The 18,141-nt window shown below is 56.8% G+C and carries 17 protein-coding genes; 12 read left to right on the top strand and 5 right to left on the bottom strand.

All coding sequences use genetic code 11. The features are described 5' to 3' along the window. Positions 1-32: 32 nt before the first annotated feature. The 4 genes from ACFFT4_RS14680 (at position 33) to ACFFT4_RS14695 (ending at position 4,778) form a co-directional block, all read left to right on the top strand. Positions 33-1,439 (top strand): ABC transporter substrate-binding protein, encoded by a 1,407-nt coding sequence (locus ACFFT4_RS14680; protein WP_378048798.1) that lies wholly within the window; start codon positions 33-35, stop codon positions 1,437-1,439. Between the two features lie 63 nt (positions 1,440-1,502). Next, positions 1,503-2,477 carry a carbohydrate ABC transporter permease gene (locus ACFFT4_RS14685; RefSeq protein WP_378048800.1) on the top strand — a complete coding sequence of 325 codons (975 nt, stop codon included), beginning with the start codon at positions 1,503-1,505 and terminating at the stop codon, positions 2,475-2,477. A gap of 3 nt (positions 2,478-2,480) precedes the next feature. Further along, positions 2,481-3,374 (top strand): carbohydrate ABC transporter permease, encoded by an 894-nt coding sequence (locus ACFFT4_RS14690; RefSeq protein WP_378048802.1) that lies wholly within the window; start codon positions 2,481-2,483, stop codon positions 3,372-3,374. A gap of 51 nt (positions 3,375-3,425) precedes the next feature. After that, on the top strand, positions 3,426-4,778 hold the full coding sequence (locus ACFFT4_RS14695) for an extracellular solute-binding protein (RefSeq protein WP_378048803.1): 1,353 nt from the start codon (positions 3,426-3,428) through the stop codon (positions 4,776-4,778). Positions 4,779-4,882: 104 nt separating this feature from the next. Here the strand turns inward: ACFFT4_RS14695 and ACFFT4_RS14700 are convergent, their stop codons facing one another. Both ACFFT4_RS14700 and ACFFT4_RS14705 read right to left on the bottom strand, forming a co-directional pair. Continuing rightward, positions 4,883-5,716 (bottom strand): phytanoyl-CoA dioxygenase family protein, encoded by an 834-nt coding sequence (locus ACFFT4_RS14700; protein ID WP_378048805.1) that lies wholly within the window; start codon positions 5,714-5,716, stop codon positions 4,883-4,885. Positions 5,717-5,820: 104 nt separating this feature from the next. Next, a complete protein-coding gene (locus ACFFT4_RS14705; RefSeq protein WP_378048807.1) occupies positions 5,821-6,714 on the bottom strand; it encodes a helix-turn-helix transcriptional regulator in 894 nt (297 codons plus the stop codon). Positions 6,715-7,028: 314 nt separating this feature from the next. On the opposite strand from ACFFT4_RS14705, the gene ACFFT4_RS14710 reads away from it, so the two are divergent. Beyond that, positions 7,029-8,162: a serine hydrolase domain-containing protein gene (locus tag ACFFT4_RS14710; protein ID WP_378048809.1), complete on the top strand. Its 1,134-nt coding sequence runs from the start codon at positions 7,029-7,031 to the stop codon at positions 8,160-8,162. Positions 8,163-8,209: 47 nt separating this feature from the next. Here the strand turns inward: ACFFT4_RS14710 and ACFFT4_RS14715 are convergent, their stop codons facing one another. Both ACFFT4_RS14715 and ACFFT4_RS14720 read right to left on the bottom strand, forming a co-directional pair. Further along, the gene (locus ACFFT4_RS14715; protein WP_378048811.1) at positions 8,210-10,039 is read right to left on the bottom strand and encodes a sensor histidine kinase; all 1,830 of its coding nucleotides are present in this window, start codon (positions 10,037-10,039) and stop codon (positions 8,210-8,212) included. A gap of 17 nt (positions 10,040-10,056) precedes the next feature. Next, complete coding sequence (locus tag ACFFT4_RS14720) at positions 10,057-10,779, bottom strand: response regulator transcription factor (protein WP_378048813.1); 723 nt, start codon at positions 10,777-10,779, stop codon at positions 10,057-10,059. 244 nt (positions 10,780-11,023) lie between these two features. On the opposite strand from ACFFT4_RS14720, the gene ACFFT4_RS14725 reads away from it, so the two are divergent. Genes ACFFT4_RS14725 through ACFFT4_RS14735 form a run of 3 tightly spaced genes read left to right on the top strand, consistent with a single transcriptional unit; the run spans position 11,024 to position 14,220 of the window. Beyond that, positions 11,024-12,400, top strand: coding sequence for an ABC transporter substrate-binding protein (locus tag ACFFT4_RS14725; protein WP_378048815.1), 1,377 nt, complete (start codon positions 11,024-11,026; stop codon positions 12,398-12,400). 48 nt (positions 12,401-12,448) lie between these two features. Continuing rightward, the gene (locus ACFFT4_RS14730) at positions 12,449-13,384 is read left to right on the top strand and encodes a carbohydrate ABC transporter permease (protein WP_378048817.1); all 936 of its coding nucleotides are present in this window, start codon (positions 12,449-12,451) and stop codon (positions 13,382-13,384) included. Further along, positions 13,381-14,220, top strand: coding sequence for a carbohydrate ABC transporter permease (locus ACFFT4_RS14735; RefSeq protein WP_378048819.1), 840 nt, complete (start codon positions 13,381-13,383; stop codon positions 14,218-14,220). The genes ACFFT4_RS14730 and ACFFT4_RS14735 overlap by 4 nt, the downstream gene beginning before the upstream one ends. Positions 14,221-14,311: 91 nt before the next feature. Here ACFFT4_RS14735 and ACFFT4_RS14740 read toward each other — a convergent pair whose 3' ends face one another. Continuing rightward, positions 14,312-14,872, bottom strand: a complete 561-nt coding sequence (locus ACFFT4_RS14740) for a TetR/AcrR family transcriptional regulator (RefSeq protein ID WP_378048821.1) — start codon at positions 14,870-14,872, stop codon at positions 14,312-14,314. Positions 14,873-15,048: 176 nt separating this feature from the next. Here ACFFT4_RS14740 and ACFFT4_RS14745 point away from each other — a divergent pair, with 176 nt between their 5' ends. The 4 genes from ACFFT4_RS14745 to ACFFT4_RS14760 all read left to right on the top strand — a co-directional run bounded on the left by ACFFT4_RS14745 (position 15,049) and on the right by ACFFT4_RS14760 (position 18,141). After that, positions 15,049-15,792 carry an SDR family oxidoreductase gene (locus ACFFT4_RS14745; protein WP_378048823.1) on the top strand — a complete coding sequence of 248 codons (744 nt, stop codon included), beginning with the start codon at positions 15,049-15,051 and terminating at the stop codon, positions 15,790-15,792. 191 nt (positions 15,793-15,983) lie between these two features. Beyond that, positions 15,984-16,139, top strand: a complete 156-nt coding sequence (locus ACFFT4_RS14750; protein ID WP_378048825.1) for a hypothetical protein — start codon at positions 15,984-15,986, stop codon at positions 16,137-16,139. A gap of 86 nt (positions 16,140-16,225) precedes the next feature. Then, positions 16,226-16,762, top strand: a complete 537-nt coding sequence (locus ACFFT4_RS14755) for a hypothetical protein (RefSeq protein ID WP_378048827.1) — start codon at positions 16,226-16,228, stop codon at positions 16,760-16,762. 413 nt (positions 16,763-17,175) lie between these two features. Further along, entirely contained in the window at positions 17,176-18,141 is a 966-nt protein-coding gene (locus ACFFT4_RS14760; RefSeq protein ID WP_378048829.1) for an ABC transporter permease, read from the top strand.

The raw sequence follows: 18,141 nt of genomic DNA on the forward strand, positions 1-18,141 counted from the left end.
TAACTGTATGTATACAAAAGGGAGGACATGGTATGAAACGCTTTTTAACTGCGACCACTGCAATTTTACTGTTGACTTCCGTTCTCGCCGCTTGCGGCGGAAACTCGAATTCGAACAGCAACGCAGGCGCAAGCTCGAGTCCAAGCACGGGGGGAAGCAGCAGCACCGAGCCTTCGGGGGGAGACAAACCCAAAGAGAAAGTCACGGTCAATCTCTGGAGCTTCACGGACGAAATTCCGAACATGACGGCCAAGTATCTGGAAACGCATCCGGACGCGAACGTCGAGTTCAAGACGACGATTATCGCCACGACGGACGGCGCTTATCAGCCGGCGCTTGACCAAGCGCTTGCCGCCGGCGGCAAGGACGCCCCGGACCTCTACGCTGCGGAAGCCGCATTCGTGCTGAAGTACACGCAGGGCGACGCATCCGATTACGCGGCCAACTACGCGGATCTCGGTCTGACCGACGATATGGTGAAGGAAGCCGATATCGCGCAATACTCGGTCGATATCGGCAGCAAGGACGGTCAACTGAAAGCTCTCGGCTATCAAGCGACAGGTGGCGCGTTCATCTATCGCCGCTCGCTGGCCCAGGACACTTTCGGCACGGACGATCCGACAACGATCAAGAACGAAATCGGTCCCGGCTGGGATAAATTCTTCGAAGCGGCCGCCAAGCTGAAAGCCAAAGGCTACGGTATCGTATCTGGCGACGGCGATATCTGGCACCCGATCGAGAACAGCTCCGACGTGGGCTGGCTCGTAGACGGCAAGCTTCATATCGATACGAAGCGCGAACAATTCCTCGACCTCTCCAAGAAGCTGAAAGACAACGGCTTCCATAACGATACGCAAGACTGGACGGAAGCCTGGTACGCGGATATGTCCGGCTCCGGCCAACAACCGATCTTCGGCTTCTTCGGTCCCGCTTGGCTCATCAACTACGTGATGAACGGTCAAGTCAAAGACACGAACGGCGACTGGGCGGTTACCGAGCCACCGACAGGCTTCTTCTGGGGCGGCACCTGGCTGCTGGCCAACAAGGACGTTGCCAAGGACGACGCCAAGAAGGCGGCCGTTGCCGACTTCATCCACTGGGTGACGCTCGACACTTCCGATACCGGCCTGCAGAACTACTGGGCTAACGGCACGATGAAGGACGGCGAGCAAGGCACGAAAGACAGCGTCGCATCGGCGGTCGTCATGTCCAAGTCCAACGGCGAAATCGATCTTCTCGGCGGACAAAACATGTTCGACGTGTTCGTTCCGGCCAACGCCAACGCTTCCGGCAAAAACTTGACTCAATTCGACGAATCGATTAATAGCATCTGGCGCGATCAAGTACGCGAATATACCGCGGGCAACAAGTCCCGCGACCAAGCGATCTCGGACTTCAAGCAACGGGTCAAAGACGAATTGGATATCGACAGCGAATAACAAAGCGCCGAAGGGGCGGGTGAAATTTCCCGCCCCTTCATATTAATCGATGGGGTGAGAGTCATGCGGCGCAAAGGAGTCAACTATTCGAAATACGGCTATATTTTCAGTCTTCCGTTCATATTTGCGTTCCTGGTTTTCTCGCTGTATCCCATTTTATACACCGCAGCAATCGGGTTCACTAATTTGCAAGGATTGATACCCAAGCCGATTCAGATTCTGGACAATCCGTTCAAGAACTTCACGGATCTGATTTACCATAATGTCGCTTTCCGGACGTCGCTGTCGAACACCGCGCTGCTCTGGATCGTGAACTTCATTCCTCAGATCGCTCTCGCGCTTTTGCTGGCCGCCTGGTTTACGAACCAGCGTCTCCGGATTCGGGGACAGGGCGCGTTTAAAGTTTTGCTCTATATGCCGAATATTATCACGGCGAGCACGATCGCCGTGCTTTTCAGCACGTTGTTCGCTTACCCGATGGGGCCTGTGAACAGCTTGTTCGAATTGATGGGCTGGTCCGACGGGCCGATCTTCTTCCTGCAGGACAAGACGACGGCGCGCGGCATCGTGTCGTTCATCCAATTCTGGATGTGGTACGGCAATACGATGATTGTTCTTGTCGCGGGCGTGATGGGGATCAATCCCGCGCTCTTCGAGTCTGCGGCGATTGACGGGGCGAACGGGTTTCAGACGTTCTTCCGCATCACGCTGCCGAGCCTTCGCACGATCCTTCTGTACGTTATGATCGTGTCGATGATCGGCGGCTTGCAAATGTTCGATATTCCGCAGCTGTTCATCGCTCCGGGCGGAGGCCCCGACAACGCCACGCTGACAACGTCCGTGTTCATCTACGGACAGGCGTTCAAGGGCAGCTACCTGTACAACCGCGCGGCGGCGGCAAGCATGATCATGTTCCTGATCGCGGCGGTGCTGTCCGCAATTATGTTTTACGCGATGCGCGACCGCGACGCGGGCCTGATCAGGAAGCAGGAAAAGAAGATCAGAAAAGCTGCAAAAGCAGCGGCAAGGGGGGCGTAATTCGTGGCCAATGTGGAAAGAAACGGAACCGTCTCCCTGAACGCCAACGCAAGGAAGGAGAGCGGGAGCGTCGTCAGGGGCGTCAACAAGACGATTATTTACATCGTGCTTATTTTTCTGGCGCTGCTCAGCATTATGCCGTTCTGGATTATGTTCGTAAACGCGACGCGTTCCACGCCGGAAATCCAAAGCGGTCTCTCCCTGCTTCCTTCGTCGCACTTGGCAACCAACTGGAAAGTGTTGATGGACAAGAGCTTCGATCCCATTCAGGGATTTTTTAACTCGCTGATCATCTCCGGCGCCGCGACCGTGTTAACGGTTTATTTCTCGTCTCTGACCGCTTACGGGCTCACGGTATACAATTGGAAGATGCGCCAGTCGTTCTTCACGTTTATCATGTGCGTCATGATGATCCCGGCGCAAGCCAGCGCTATCGGCTTCTACCAGTTCATGTACCAATTGCACTGGACGAACAATTTCCTGCCGTTGATTCTGCCGGCGATCGCGGCCCCGGCGGTGGTGTTCTTCATGCGGCAGTACCTGCTCGCCACGCTGTCGATCGAGATGGTGGAGGCGGCGAGAATCGACGGATCGGGCGAATTCCATACCTTTAACCGGATCGTGATGCCGATCATGATTCCGGCGGTGGCGACGCAGGCGATCTTCGCCTTCGTGGCCAACTGGAACAACCTGTTTATGCCGCTCATCCTTCTGACGCAGAAGGACAAATATACGCTGCCGGTTATGGTCAGCTTGCTGAAAGGCGATATTTACAAGACGGAGTTCGGTTCGATTTATTTGGGACTGGCGCTGACCACGCTGCCGCTGTTTGTGATATACTTCCTGTTGTCGAGATATATTATCGCGGGCGTGGCGCTTGGCGGAGTGAAAGAGTAATCGTCCAAGCATTCTGCGGAATTGGCACGACGTTTGGTGGAGGATACGAACGTGCATACAAAAATTCGAGCGCTAATGGCACTTGCGGTTGGTCTGGCCCTGGTGGCGTCCGGTTGCGGGAAAAAGACGAACGATCACGTTCCGTACGCGGCGGGGGACGAGAAGGTGACCATCAATATGATGCACCTGTGGCCGGGAGCGGGCGCACCGGGCCAACACCAGGTCGTGAACGAAATTATCGCAGAGTATCAGGCGGAGAATCCCAACGTCACCATCAAGCAGGAAGTGCTTGATAATGAACGGTATAAAGCCAAGATCAAAGTGATTTCCGCCGTCAACGAGCTGCCGGATGTCGGCATGACGTGGGCGGCCGGATATCTTCAGCCATTCGTCGAGGGCAGGTTGTTCACGCCGCTCGACGAAGTGCTGCAGAACGGCCTGAAGGATTCGTTCGTTGCGGGAACTTTGGAAGCGTATACGGTGGACGATCATATTTACGCGCTGCCGCTGGAGTTCAATATCGCTCCGATCTACTACAACAAAAAAATATTCGCGCAATACGGCTTGCAGATCCCCACGACTTACGACGAGTTTCTGCAGATCGTGAGGACGCTTGCGGCCAACGGCGTAGAGCCGATCGCTCTGGGCAACAAGGATCGCTGGACGGGTTCGCTGTGGTACATGTATTTGGCCGACCGCATCGCCGGCGCCCAGACGCTTGCGGACGCGATTCAGGGCACGGGCTCCTTCACCGATTCGGGGCTTGTCGAAGCGGCGAAGCGGGTTCAGGATCTGGTGGATATGAACGCCTTTAACAAAGGCTTCAACGGCCTGTCGAACGACGAGGTCAAAGTCGATTTCGCTTTGGGCGGGGCGGCCATGTATCTGATCGGAACATGGGAGCTTCCGAACTATACGACCAACCAGGACGTCCAGCAATCGCTGCGCGACAACATCGGTTTCTTCAAATTCCCGACTATCGACGGCGGCAAGAGCCATATCGACAGCTGGGTAGGCGGTCCGGGCGTCGGCCTGTTCGTCGCCGAGAATTCGCCGGTCAAAGAGGAAGCGAAAAAGTTCGTCAGTTATTTCGTGAAGCGCTGGGGCGAAGAATCCGTAACCGGGGCAGGCGTCATTCCGGCTACGAAGGTGAACACGTCGCAAGTCGAGCTTCCGCAGCTGTACGTTGACCTGCTCGACGAAGTGAACAGCGCGACGAGGTTTACGCTGTTTGCCGACGTGCAGATGGCCTCGAACGCCGCCGAAGTTCATCTGAACGAGATCCAGGCGCTGTTCGGCAAGGAGATTACGCCGAACGAATTCGCCCAAGCGCACAATGCGGCCATCCTGACGGATAAAGACGCCGCGAAGACGTTGGCCGCAGAAGGCGCCGGCGGAGAGTAGAAGCAATAGCGAAGGGCCGTCCTTGAGACGCGGCTGGCGTAAGCCTCCGCGGCCTCCAGAGGACGGCCCTTCGCTTTTAATCCGTGAACGCAGCGCGCCCGGCCTCAGTTAGCCCGGAACAGCTCGGGAAAATTTTCGCCCGCGAACAAGTCGCCGTCGCGGCCGCCCAGCAGGCCTACGTTCATATGGCCGTCGCCGCGCGTGCCGGCTTTGTAACGGGTATCCCCGGTCATCAGATGGACGGCCAGCGAGCGGCGGGGGTTGGTCGTCGTGTTCGGTCCGCTGCCGTGTATGGTTAGCGCGTGATGGAAGCTCACCTGGCCGGCTTTCATGACAAGCGGCACCGGCTCGAACGCGTCGCCGTCGGGAATAGCCATCCCCTGACGCTGCTTCTCCATATCCTGCTCGAAGAAATCGTTCACGTTGACCAGGCCCCACCGATGGCTCCGGGGAACGACCTGCATGCAGCCGTTGTCCAGGCTTACGTCGTCGAAAGCGACCCACGCGGTGACGAGCGACGGCTCGGCCGCGCACTGCCAGTACGCGTAATCCTGATGCCAGCCCACATTGCCGCCCGCCCTGCGGTCGGGGTTGCCGGGCTTGAACAGCAGCTGGTCGTGCCAGAGGCGAATGGAGGCGGCCTTCATCAGCCGACAGCCGATCTCGCCGATGACCGGATCGACGGCCAGCGAACGAAGCTCCGGATCCGCCCAATGGGAGTTGTCGGTTTTGCGCAGTCCGTTGCCCTGCTCGGGGGTCCAATAACCGCTGTAGGGCGCGCGCCCCGTCGCGAATTGACCGGCATAAACCCGTTCCATGTGCTCGCGAAGCCGTTCCAGCCGGGCCTCGTCGATAAGCTGCGGCGCGACCCAGTAGCCGTTCCGCTCGAAAAAGGCGATGTCCGCCTCGGTCGGCAGTACTTTGTTCAGATTCGTCATTTCCGTTTCCTCCCGCTTGAATGATTGCCGCGCGATTGCCTCATGCGCTGCCTTCATCATAACGCGGGCTGCCGCCGGCGGCTTTGTCCGGCTTCCGCGAGAAGTTAACGTTTTTCGTCTTTTTCCAAGGAAGGACGGCGGTAGGCGTACGGAGAAATCCCCGTCCGGCGCTTGAAGAACACGCTGAAGGAATGAAGCGACGAGAAGCCGAGCCGTTCCGCGATCGCGGTAATCGTATCGTCGGTTTCCGTCAGCCAATATTTGGCGCGGTCCGTACACAGCGTGCGAATGTACTTGCCGAGCGGCATGCCGAACGCCCGCTTGAACTCCCGTTCCAGATGCGTCCGGCTGAGATGGTGCGCCTTCGCCAGGTCCGCGGCGTTGACGCCGATGCCGGCATGCTCGTGAAGCGAATGAAGCAGCTCCTTCATCGCCGGAGCGAGCGGGCCCGCTTCCGGATCGCCGTCCGGAAGGCCGGCGTCGCGATAGAGGCGGATAACGCGGACGAGCAGTTGGTGGAACAGGCTTTCCGCCATAAGCGCCGAATGCGGCCCGGCTTCCTCGATTTCGGAGAAGAGGGCGTCGAACAGCCGCTTGACCCGTCCGCTCGGATCGCGCACGGTGCGGCCGCGCCCCAGCCGATAATAATCCTTTTCCAGCTTGGGGCTTTTCGTCAATAGAAAGCCGGTGTAGTACAGCCGGTAAGTTTCTCCCAGCGAAGCGCCCTGGTGGCATTCTCCCGGCTTCGTCAGAAACAGGTCCCCCTGGCCCACGCGGTACAAATCTCCGTCGATCGAAAACCAGCCCTGTCCTTCATCCACATAACACAGCTCGAAATGCTCGTGAATGTGCCGGTCCACCTGCCAGGCGCTCAGCGCTTGAATGCCGAGGTAGGAGAGATTGTCGAATTCGTAGGGAAAAGGAAGCTCTTCCCGCAGCTCGGACGAACCCTTGTAGCGATTGCGCGCGGCGGGGAGCGGAGGCTTGTATACGGTCATCCCGATCGATCGTCTCCTTGCGTCGTAAAGTCCGGCGGCTCGATGCGCCGGGCGATTGCCGATCACAGCCGGTCGAGCCCGGCGATAAGTCGCTTCCATTATAGGCCGGGGACGGACGGCGATCAAGACCGCTGCTTGCGTTTTCGAGGCGGGCCATGACGAATTTGGCGAATCCCCCGCAATCCGCCCGCTCGTGGAGCGCTATCCCCGGACAAAGGCCGATCCTTCGCAGCAGCCCGCGCGGCGGAAGGATTCCGGGACCGGCTTGACGAATATCGAATATAGAGAGCAAGCACAACTAAAGGATGGCGATTATGGACTTCAAACCCTTGGCTCAATTTATCGATCGCATGACGGCTTGGCGCATTCCGTGGGCGGAGGTGCTGGTCATTCACCGCAATCGTCCCGTGTTCCGTTACCGGAGCGGTTATCTCGACCTGGAGGCGGGCACGCCGATCGAGGAAGGCAAAATGATCAATCTGTATTCCATGACGAAGGTGATGACCTGCGTCGCCGCGCTCCGGCTCGTGGAGCAAGGTCTGATTCTGCTGAACGATCCGTTGGGGGAATATTTGCCGGAATACGCGGAGATGAACGTGCAAAAGCGGCTTCCAGGCGGCGAAGTCGCGCTCGAGCGGGCGCAAAGGCCGATCACGGTACGCGATCTGTTCGCGATGACGGCGGGTTTCTCCTACGATACCGCCTCGCCCTCCCTGCAGGAAGCCGTGCAGCGCACGAACGGCCAAGTGCCGACGCGGGCGTTCGCGGAGGCGCTGGCCAAGGAACCGCTGCTGTTCGAGCCGGGCACCCGCTGGAATTACAGCCTGTGCCACGACGTTCTCGGGGCCCTCGTCGAGGCCGTGGACGGCAGGCGCTTCGGCGCTTATATCCGGGACGAGATCACCGGACCTCTCGGCATGCGCGACACCGTCTTCGACTTGTCGGAGGAGCAGAGAAGCCGATTGGCTCCGCAGTATGAATATAACGATGCGTTAGGCCAAGCTGTGCGCAAGGACGGGAACGGTTACCGGCTCGGCACGGCATTCGAGAGCGGCGGGGCGGGACTGCTGTCGACGGTAAGCGATTATTCGCTGTTCCTGAACGCGCTGACCAACCGCGGAACAAGCCCGGACGGAGTGCGCATTCTGGCGCCGGCAACCGTCGATCTGATGCGGACGGATGTGCTGACGGGGCGCATGCGCGAGGATTTTTCCTGGGAACAGCTGAAGGGCTACGGCTACGGATTGGGCGTCAGAACGCATATCTCCAAGGCGGAAAGCGGAGCGTTAAGCCCGCTCGGCGAATTCGGCTGGGCCGGCGCCGCCGGCTGCCTGGCCGTCGTCGATCCGAACGAGCAGGTGACCGTCATGTACGCGCAGCACCTGCTGAACAGCCAGGAGCCTTACGTGCATCCGCGCCTGAAAAACCTCGTATACGCCTGCCTGTAACAGAACGGGACCGCTTGCGCGCCTATCGCCAAGCGGTCCCGATTCATTCAAGCGGAAGGGGGCAGCAGCTGATCTTGCGGCGCCGCCGATCCCGCCGGCAGCGTAATCTCCACCTTGGTCCCCCAGCCGGATTTGCCGACGATCCGGATTCCGTAAGCGTCGCCGTAATGGAGCTGCAGCCGCTTGTGCGTATTGTACAGGCCGATGCTTTCCATTTTGCGGTCGGAGGCCGACAGGTCCCGATCCGAGAAGGCCGGATCGTAGCTGCGCAGCTTCTCGTTAACCTCCGTCAATCGTTCCCGGGGCATGCCGATCCCGTTATCGACGATGCCGATCCGCAGCTTGGGGCCGATTTGGCGGATTTTGATTTTGATGCAGCCTTTCCTTCGCGCAAGCTTGATTCCGTGCTCGATGCTGTTTTCGACGATCGGCTGGAGAATCAGCTTGAGAACGGGGAGATGCAGCACGTTCGGTTCGACCTCCCACGCCATCTCGAATTTGTCCTTGTTGCGGATTTTCTGAATCTCCAAATAAATTTTGGTGAATTCCAGCTCCTTGTCCAGCACGACGGTGCTTTGGGGGCTGCTCAGCGAAAATTTAAGAATATCGCTCAGATGCTCGATCATCTGGCTGGCCTCGTTGGGGCGCCCCGTCAGGCCGAGCGTTTTCCAATAAATGATTTCGAGCGTGTTGTACAGAAAATGCGGATTGATCTGGACCTGCAGCGCCAGCATCTCCATGTATTTCAAGCGGTAGGTGCGTTCGGACAGATGCGTCTTCAGATAGCTTTGCTCGAGGAACGTTTTGATCATATTTTGCAAAATAAAGCCGTATTCGTCCGAGACCCGCACGTTCATCTCCGGCAGCGCCTGCCCGTTCTGCGCCGCTTTGATCAACGAGACGATGGCCTTCAGATTGCGCCGGTTGCGCTTCGTCAGGCTGTAGCTGATCAGGACGCCGAGGACGAACGAGATGGCGAGCAGCGCGAGCGTCACGTTGCCGAGCAAATTCGGAACGCTGTACAGCACCTTCCGGGGGACGGCGGAGACGAGCTCCAGTCCGTGCCGGTCCGAGGACAGGCGCGTGACGACATGGCTTTTGCCGTCGATGTCCAGCGTCATGCGATGCTCCCGCGAGCGGACGATCGCCGCGAGATCGTCTTCGGAAATGCCGGTATCGCCGAGATTGGCCGAGAACAGAAGCGTCCGATTGCCGTCGAGCACGAGCAGCTTCTGCTCCGGATACAGGGCAATTTCCCGCAGCATGCCGTTGACGTAGGCGGGATCGAGATTCAGCACGAGCACCCCGGTCGCCCGGGCGGCTCCGGGCGTATACAGCTTGCGATAGAGCGTAATGACGGGCTTGTCGCCGATGTCGAAGCGGTTGATGCTTCTCCGTTCCAGCCAGGAATCGCCTTCCCCGTGCTCCAGGTAACGATCGAACCAGCTTTTGTCCGGAAAACGCTCCAGCTTGGTCAAGCCGTCCGTAGAGGTCAGAATATGCCGATAGGGATTGTTGTAATAGACGTAGATGGAATCGATGTACGGCCTCGCGTTGGCGGGAGATTTGATATAGCTGCTAATAATATCGAGCGCTTTCACCTGCTCGTAGGTCAGCTTCTCCGAATCGAGAATCGACTTGAGCGGCACGGAGATGTCCGCGATCGTCTGATAGCTGATGGACAGCGTGTCCATTTCGTTGAGCATGATGGCGATATTGTCCTTCGCCTGGGACAGCATGCCCGCGTTTTTCTGGTCGAGATCCCGGACGATGTAGCGCTGCGTCAGCAGGATGGAGAACGAGCCGAGCAGCAGGATGGGAACCATGAGAGGAACGATGAAGAATACAAGGCTCCTCGCCTTATCGTTGCGCTTCACGCGATCGAACGCCCTTTCTATTCCCCGCCCCGGAACTGCCTCGGGCTTTTGCCGAAGTAGGCTTTAAAAGCGTTGGAAAAATTTTTCGGATTGCTGTAGCCGACCCATTCGCTGACCTCGTACGTTTTGTTGGCGGGGTTCCGCAAATGCTTGGCGGCCGTCTCCATCTTGACCGACAGGACGTAATCGGAGAACGGCTGGCCGGTTTTCTTCTTGAACAGCGTGCTGAGGTAGTACGGATTCATATGCACGACTTCCGCCACGTCCTTGAGCTGAACGGTTTTGTAATGCTCCGCGACAAAGTCCTTGATCTGGGAGATCAGGTAATCTCCCGTTCGCTCCCCGTTCCGGCCGGCGCGGCCTTCCTCGTCCAGCTCTTCCTTTATTTTATGAAACACATTGGCCAGCTCCTGATACTTGGTCGGCTTCACGATATAGTTTCTGGCTCCGTATACGAGGGCTTCCTTCACCAGCTCGAAATCCTTGTAGCCCGTCAGGAAGACGACCTTGGCCGCATGCTTGCGCTCGTGCAGCGCTTTGGCGAATTCCAGGCCGGACATGAGCGGCATCTTGATGTCGCAGAGCACGGCGTCCACCGGATGGTCGCGGATGAAATCCAGCGCGTCCTTGCCGTTCTCCGCTTCTCCCGCCACGACGAATCCAAGCTCGGACCACGGAAAATAGTGGCTGATCCCGTTGCGAATTTCGAATTCGTCGTCTACCACGAGCAATTGATACATGATGCAGTCTCCTCGCCTCGTCAATCGAATCATGCCTAAAATATAGCACATTTGCGCCGTTGGCTCATCCGCGGCTCTGGAATCGGCACACCTTATCTGAAACGAGCATCCCTTTTCGGATAAAACGCTTAAAATCCCATAAACCGGCGACCGGAAATCGAAGGTCCGGTGCATTTAAAAGGTTCGCGTCCATTGGTACAGTTAAGCTGACTTCGCTTATCAAATCACGTTGGGGGATGGTCGTATGAAATTTAGAAAGCTCGCGGCAGCGGCAGGCTCGGTCCTGTTGGTATCGGGTCTGTTGGCGGCCTGCGGTTCGGGCGGCTCGGGGACGGCAAATTCGGGAACGACGAATTCCGAAGCGTCCAAGCCGGCGGCATCGTCGGAAGGGGCCAAGGAAACGGTTAAGGAAAATGTCACGCTTCGTTTCTCCTGGTGGGGCGGAGACAGCCGGCACAAGGCGACGCTGGAGGCGCTGGACAAATACATGGAGCTTCATCCGAACGTCAAGGTGGAGGCGGAATACGGCGGTTTCGACGGATACGAGCAGAAGCTCAAGACGCAGCTGGCGGGTCAAACCGCGCCCGATCTGATCCAGGTCGACCAGCCCTGGCTCTACGATCTGAGCGCGCAGGGCGAGATGTTCGCCGATCTGAGCGGCATGGGCGACCGGATCGACACGTCGACGTTCGACGCCAAGTTTCTGGCCGACTACAGCACGATCGACGGCAAGCTGCTCGGCCTGCCGACCGGATTAAACGGAACGATTATGTTCTACAACAAGGACTTGTTCGGCAAATACGGCATTCCCGAGGACGTTCGCTTCGACTGGGACAACCTGCTGACGTACGGGGAGAAGGTCTACGCGGAAAGCGGCGGCGAGGATTATCTGCTCAACATCGCGCCGGAATGGGTGGCCGAGCTGGCCCGCATCTACATCACGCAGAAGACCGGCAGCCAGTTCATCGGCGAAGATTACGCGCTCGGCTTCGACGCGGTTCTGGCGGAAGAGGCTTACGCTTATATCCAGAAGCTGCTGGACGCTCACGTCATCCAGCCGTTCTCGGAATCCTCGCTCTATATCAATAAAGAAGAAACGAATCCGAAATGGCTGCAGGGCCATCTGGGCATGACGATCAGCTATCCGTCGGTCATTCCCGCGGCCAGCAACGGCGTCGCGTTCGAGGTCGGCGTGCTGCCGATCGTAATCGCCAAGGATGCCAAGAACACGGCCTCTGAGGTTCGTCCTTCGCAAATCTATGCGATTGCCCGCAGCTCGCAGCACCCCGAGGAAGCCGCCGAGCTGATGAATTGGCTGCTGAACGATCCGGAAGCGGCGGCCCTGCTGGGCGATGCCCGGGGAACGCCGGCCTCCTCCGCGGCCGTGGAAGCGCTGAAGGCCGCCGGCAAGCTGGACCCGCTGATCGCGGAAGGCACGGAGATCGCGGTCGAGCAGAGCGGCGGTCCGGTTAACGGCATCGTGCGCAACGCGGAATTGGCCACGATCCGCACCGATCTCGTCGAGCAGCTCGGCTACGGGAAGCTTACGGCGGCGGAAGCGGCGGAACAGACCGTCGCCAAGCTGGGCAAGAAGCTGGAAGAGCTGAAGGCATCGCAATAAACCGAACTGTACGATTCGACCGATTATTCGCAAGGGAGGAACGCAGGCATGAAAACAGCCGCCGTATCCGTCAAACCGCTGCCTGCTTCATCCGCAAGGCCAAGGCGTCCGAAGGGCAGCTGGGTCGGATTTCTCTACATCGCTCCGTGGCTGCTCGGGTTTCTTCTGTTCGAGCTGTACCCTTTTCTCTCGTCGTTCGCGTACTCGTTTACCGATCTCAATATGTTCAAGTCGCCGAATTTTGTCGGGCTGGATAATTACCGCAAAATGTTCGCCGACGACGATCTGTTCTTCCAGGCGCTGAAGGTGACCCTGATCTACGTGCTGATCGCCGTGCCGGCCAAGCTGATCTTTGCGCTGCTGGTGGCGATGCTGCTTAATCGGAAGCTGCGGGGCATTCATTTCTTCCGTACGGTCTATTACCTGCCTTCCATCATGGGAGGCAGCGTAGCGATCGCGCTGCTATGGCGCTACTTGTTTTCCAGCGAGGGTATGGTCAATACGTTCCTGCAGGCGCTGTATCTGCCCAAGTTCGATTGGCTGGGCAGTCCGGGACTCGCGCTGTATACGATCAGCTTGCTGACCGTATGGCAGTTCGGCTCCTCGATGGTGCTGTTCCTTGCCGGATTAAAGCAGATTCCCGCGGAGCTGTACGAAGCGGGGCAGATCGACGGAGCGTCGCGCGTGCGCATGTTTTTCCGGATTACGCTGCCGATGCTGACGCCGATCGTCTTCTTCAACGTCATCATGCAGATGGTCAACGCCTTCCAGGATTTCACGGCGGCCATGGTCATTACGAACGGCGGGCCTTTGAAGTCTACCTACCTGTACGGACTGATGATCTACCAGAACGGCTTCCAGTTTTTCAAAATGGGCTACGCTTCGGCCCAGTCCTGGGTGCTGTTCGCGATCATCATGCTGGTCACGCTGCTCATCTTCAAGTCGTCGTCGCGCTGGGTCTATTACGGGGATGGTGAAAAATGACGGCGAAAACGTGGACGAAGACGCCTTCTTACGTATTGATGATCTTGTTCGGCTTGGTAATGGTGTATCCGCTGCTATGGGTCGTGTCGGCCTCGTTCCGCAGCAACGCCGATATTTACGCTTCGCTCTCGCTGATTCCCGCGGAATTCCGTTGGGACGGCTTCGTCGAGGGCTGGAAGGGGACCGGCCAGCTAACCTTCGGGACGTTCCTGATCAATTCTTTCCTGCTGGTGGCGCCTACGGTTCTGGGCACGCTGGTGTCCAGCACGGTTGTGGCTTACGGCTTTACCCGGTTCGATTTTGCGTTGAAAAAGCAGCTGTTCGCGCTTGTCATCGCGACGTTGATGCTTCCGCAGGCGGTCGTCATCATTCCGAAGTATTTGCTGTTCAAGCAGCTCGGCTGGCTCGACTCGTACTGGCCGTTTATCGTACCGGCTTTCCTGGGAACGTACTCGTTCTTCATCTTTATGATGGTCCAGTTCATGCGCGGCCTTCCCAAGGACCTGGACGAGTCGGCGAAGATCGACGGCTGCGGCTCCGCGGGCATTCTGCTGCGGGTGCTGGTTCCGCTCAGCGGACCGGCGCTGTTCTCCGTCGGCATCCTCCAGTTCATCTGGCTGTGGAACGATTTCTTCAACTCGCTGATTTACATTAACAGCGTCAGCAAATTCACGGCGCAGCTCGGGCTGCGCATGGCGATCGACAGCAGCGGGGACATCCAATGGAATCAAATTATGGCGATGTCGCTGCTGACGATGCTGCCCTGCGTGCTCATCTTCTTCATGGCGCAGAAGCATTTCGTGGAGGGCATCTCCACGACGGGCCTCAAAGGGTAAGCGGCGGATTCGTTCCGGGCATGTCTTCATCGAATCGCAAAAACGACCGGCAGAGCGAGCGCTCTTGCCGGTCGTAAACAAAATATGCGGTTCAGGGATACACATCGTTTTTAACGAACAGGTTTTGCAGCTGTTTCGCCATATACTCGGGCGGATGCGGCATGCCGTGCTGTATCCACCACTCCACGATGCCGACGAACGCCGAAGCCATGAACTGCGCGTTTAATTCGTCGTCCAGCTCCGATCGGGAGCCGCGGCGCTCCAGCTTCTCCTTGACGTTGACCGATACGAATTCCATCAGGCGGCTCCGAAACACGGCGGCCCGAATCGTGGACAGCATGGCGTTGAAGAAAAGAAAGTGGTCCTGAATGTACAGAAATACCGGCAGCAGTTCGCCGGTTAACGGCGTATCCCCGCCGGGGTCACAGAAGGAAATCAGCTTGTTCAGATGATCTTCGATCAGCTTGTCGAGCAAGTCATATTTGTCGCTGTAATGCAAATAGACCGTTCCCCGGTTCACATTGGCCAAATCCGCGATATCGTTGATCGTGATCTGCTCGAGATTTTTGATCGTGAACAATTCCAGAAAGGCCTTCGTGATCGCTTCTTTCGTCTTCAAGACGCGCCGGTCGACTTTCGCGGCGGTTCCCATGCTTCGCATCCCCTTTTTTTTCAACAAATTCGCACGGGCTGTTGATTAGACCACAGATGCGCTCGGATTAACGATTGAACTCCGTTCCGGGCTCCCTATAATTATATTCAACGCATGTTATTTAATCAACGCATGTTGGTTTTAGCGTAAATATTAAAAGCAGGGAGCGGATTGCAATGGAGCAGCGCGCATCGAAAGTCGTTATTATTACGGGGGCCTCGAGCGGAATCGGGGAAGCGACCGCAAAGCTGTTGGCGTCTAATGGAGCCGCGGTGGTATTGGCGGCGAGAAGAGAAGATCGCTTGCGGCAGATTGCGGCCGACATTCGTCGGGCCGGCGGAGAAGCGGACTACTTTCAAGCAAACGTTGCTTCTTCCGAAGAAATGAACATGCTGGTCCGGCATGCGGTCGAACGTTACGGCCGGGTAGACGTCCTGGTGAACAATGCCGGGATTATGCCGGTTTCGAAGCTCCGGGAGCTGCGCGTGGACGAGTGGGAGCGCATGATCGACGTGAACGTGAAGGGCGTACTTTACGGCATTGCCGCCGTGCTGCCGGTCATGCGGGACCAGAGGTCGGGGCATATCGTTAACGTATCCTCGGTCGCGGGTCATGTCGTCAGTCCGACATCGGCGGTCTACAGCGCGACCAAATTCGCGGTTCGAGCGATTACGGAGGGACTGCGTCAGGAAGAGTCGCCGGAGACCGGAATCCGAACGACGATCATCGCCCCGGGAATGACCGAGACGGAGCTGATGAATACCGTCAGCAGCCCCGAAGTCAAGCAGATGGGCGAGATGCTCCGCGGCATGAGCATTCCGCCCGATCGCATCGCCAAGGCGATCGCATACGCCATCGATCAGCCCGACGATACGTCCGTGAGCGAGATCGTGATCCGGCCTACGGCACAGCCCATGTAACCGGGAACGAAATAAAGGGCCGCAATATCTTTCTATTTGCGGTCAGCGGCAGCGCCTACGCAGTCTGATCGGCAGCGCAATTTATTTTCTCATGATGGGTATTCTAATCCTGAAGCCCATAGATGGATATTTTCTTTTTATGTTACAATAGATATTAATAAGAAAACGCTCCTTCTTGTGAGGTGGATAGCATGACAACAACCGAAATGAAAAAGTACATCTGCGATATGGATGAGTACATTAAAAAAATTAGTGCGGAGCCTCGCAGGGAGTCTTTGGACTTCTTACAAAAGGCAGGCATCGTGGATAAGGATGGCAAGCTTACGCCACAATATCAAGAAAAATGATGTATTCCAATCTTCCTAATTTTATACTCGGTTTTCATGGTTGCGATAAAGCTGTCGCTGAGAGAATATTGCTTCACGAGGATAATATGCGTTTCAGTGATAACGATTATGACTGGCTGGGGCCCGGCATTTATTTTTGGGAAAACAATCCTCAACGCGCCATTGATTACGCTCAAATGCTAAAGGATTACCCGAATCGATCAAGAAAGCCGATCAGAGAGCCTGCATCCCTCGGCGCAATCATTGATTTAGGTCATTGCTTGAATTTATTAGAGCAAAGTTCCTTAGATGTTTTAGGGCGGGGCTACGAAATATTAAAAATGAAATTCAAAAATCTAGGCACTCCAATGCCTGAAAATAAGTACGGACTCGGTAATGAAAGTAAGGATCTGTTACGGCGTTATTTGGACTGTGCCGTGATCCAAGCCGTACATGAGTACAATAAAGAAACTGGACAAAAACCGTATGACTCGGTTCGAGGAGTATTCTTCGAGGGAAGGGAACTTTATCCTGGAGCGGGCTTCAAGGAAAAGAATCATATCCAAGTTTGCGTCATAAATCCGAATTGTATAAAGGGATATTTCAAACCTATGGATCCTGTAGAAGGGTTTGATATTCCATGATACGCTCTCTGTGTATTAAGCATGCAGAGCCCCCTAAGGCGTGTATGCAAACCCGCTCAGGGGCATCTATCACCGCCTTTTCGCCCCCTGCATCGACCCTTTTGCTTGACGTACCCCCGGTACGCCTTCACAAAAGTTCCTTGCATGGAACGAAAATTCGGCAACATCTGCGATCCTCGGAGTATGCACACACGCCCTAGCGGCGATCTGACCAACAGTTTCGAAACGGCGAAGGACCTTTCCCAGGCAAACCAAACCTGGTGAAAGGTCCTTTTTTCGTTTCTCTTCCCAACGAAGGCCGCATTACAGTCGAGGAGTGTACATTTACAGTCGCAGAGTCCACTTGCGCGCGCAAAGTCCTTGCTATAATAGGCCATGTAAACGCTATTACAGCCAGAGAAGGGGGAGATATCGTGGCCCGAAAATGGCAGTCCGGCGCCAAGGCCGGGGGCGGGGGAGGCGTCGTCGCCGACAAAACCTTGCTGCAAAGCATCGTTAAGCACCGCACCCTGTACCTGATGTTTTTGCCGGTCGCCGCATATTATGTGATTTTCAGATATTGGCCGATCGCCCTTGCCTGGATCGTCGCCTTCAAGGACTTGCGGCTTGGCATGAGCGTCTTCGACAGCGAATGGGTCGGATGGGCCAATTTCAATGTCATGTTCGACGACCCGGAGATCGTGAACGTCCTGAAGAACACGGTGGAAATCAGCCTGCTGCGGCTGATCGTCGGCTTCGTGCCGCCGATTCTACTGGCGATCATGTTCCACGACCTGGCCTCCAAACGGCTCAAGAAGTGGCTGCAGAGCGCCGTGTACATTCCGCACTTTTTCTCCTGGGTCATTATATTCGGAATCGTATTCGCTTTCTTCTCCACCGGCTCGGGATTCGTCAATAACGTGCTGGAGAAGTTCGGGCTGGAGCGCTACGAATTTTTTCTCTCCGAGGGCTGGTTTCGTCCGATCCTGGTCGGCTCCGCGTTATGGAAGGAAATCGGCTGGAGCACGATTATCTACCTGGCGGCGCTCAGCACGGTCGATCCGCAGCTGTACGAGGCGGCCAGAATCGACGGCGCCGGTCCGCTGAGACGCATTGTCTCGATTACGCTGCCGGGCATCCTGCCGGTCATCACCTTCGTGCTCTGCCTCAGTCTCGGCAACATCCTGTTCGCAGGGGGCGAGCAAATTTTGCTCTTCTATAACAAGGCCGTTCTGGATACGGCGGACGTCATCGAGACCTGGGTGTACCGCGAAGGGCTGGGCAGGCTGCAATTCAGCATCGGCACGGCGGTCGGCATCTTCCAATCGTTCATCGGCATGGTCGTGATCGTGATCAGCAACAGTCTGGCCAAACGTTTTACCGGCCGGGGCATCTGGTAG

The organism is Cohnella cellulosilytica (assembly GCF_042431195.1).
GTDB classification, from domain to species: Bacteria; Bacillota; Bacilli; order Paenibacillales; family Paenibacillaceae; genus Cohnella; species Cohnella cellulosilytica.